General features: G+C 62.5%; 1 protein-coding gene. It reads left to right on the top strand.

All coding sequences use genetic code 11. The features are described from left to right. A partial coding sequence (locus A2I95_RS37850) for a mechanosensitive ion channel domain-containing protein (protein WP_291737573.1) occupies positions 1 to 1409 on the top strand: 1409 nt, incomplete at both ends.

The raw sequence follows: 1409 nt of genomic DNA on the forward strand, positions 1-1409 counted from the left end.
GTCTGGGGCTTTGTGGTCTCGCTGCTGGAGGTGATCCTGCCCTTTATCGGCATCATCTGCCTGACTGCAGCGGTGGACCTGTCCGGGGTGCTTGGCATCCGCGGGTCGATCCTGCTGGATTATGTGCCCGGTTGGGCGCTGCTGCTGCTGTCGTTCCACTGGCTGGGCAACCAGCTGTTCTCCAGCCGCATCGAGAACGATCTGGTTCCGGTGCAAGAGGGGCGGCTGAATGAAACCCGGCTGATGGTCGATATTCTGGCGGTGATCCTGGTTCTGCAGGATGCGCTGACCCAGCTGGAAAACATCGACAGCATCCCGGCTGAGGCCCATGCGGTGGCCAGCTTCCCGCTGATTATGGGCGCGGCCCTGGTTCTGCTGCGCCTGCACCGGATCGGTGCCAAGCGGCGTCAGCAGCAAAGCAGCGATGAGACCGAAGACGACGGCGCCATTGCTGCCGGTGCCAACCGGATCATGAATCTGGTGCGCCGTGCCACCTATCTGCTGGGGTTTGTATCGCCGGTGCTGGCGGCCTTTGGTTATGTGAACGCAGCTGAGGCGCTGATTTACCCCGCTGTGTCCACCCTGGCGCTGCTGGCCGCGCTGCTGGTGCTGCAGCGCTTCCTGGGCGACCTCTACGGCTGGCTTTCCGGCAAAGGGTCCGAGGCGCGGGACTCGCTGTTTGCGGTGATGATCGGCTTTGTGCTGGCGGCTTTGGCCTTGCCGCTGGTGGCGCTGATCTGGGGCGCACGGATCGCAGATTTGACTGAGCTGTGGTCGCAGTTCCTGGAAGGGTTCCAGATCGGCGACACAAAGATCTCTCCAACCGCTTTCCTGACGTTTGCGGTGGTCTTTGCCGTCGGCTATGCGCTGACGCGGCTGGTGCAGGGCTCCTTGCGCAATTCGCTGCTGCCCAAGACCAAGATCGACCCGGGCGGCCAGAACGCGATTACCTCCGGCCTTGGTTATGTCGGCATCTTCCTGTCAGCTGTTATCGCCATCTCGATGGCAGGGCTGGACCTGTCGTCGCTGGCGATTGTTGCTGGTGCGCTGTCGGTTGGTATCGGCTTTGGCCTTCAGACCATCGTGTCGAACTTTGTGTCCGGCATCATCCTGCTGATCGAACGCCCGATTTCCAAAGGCGACTGGATCGAGGTCGGCGGGCTGATGGGCTATGTGCGCGACATTTCGGTGCGCTCCACCCGGATCGAAACCTTCGACCGCTCCGACGTGATTGTGCCGAACTCGGACCTGATCTCGGGCACCGTTACCAACTACACCCGCGGCAACACCGTGGGCCGGGTGATTGTGCCGGTGGGCGTCGCCTATGGCACCGATCCGCGCAAGGTGGAGGCAATCCTGAACGAGGTCGCCAAGGCACATCCGATGGTGCTGCTCAACCCGGCACCCAG

The organism is Leisingera sp. F5 (genome assembly GCF_001593695.1).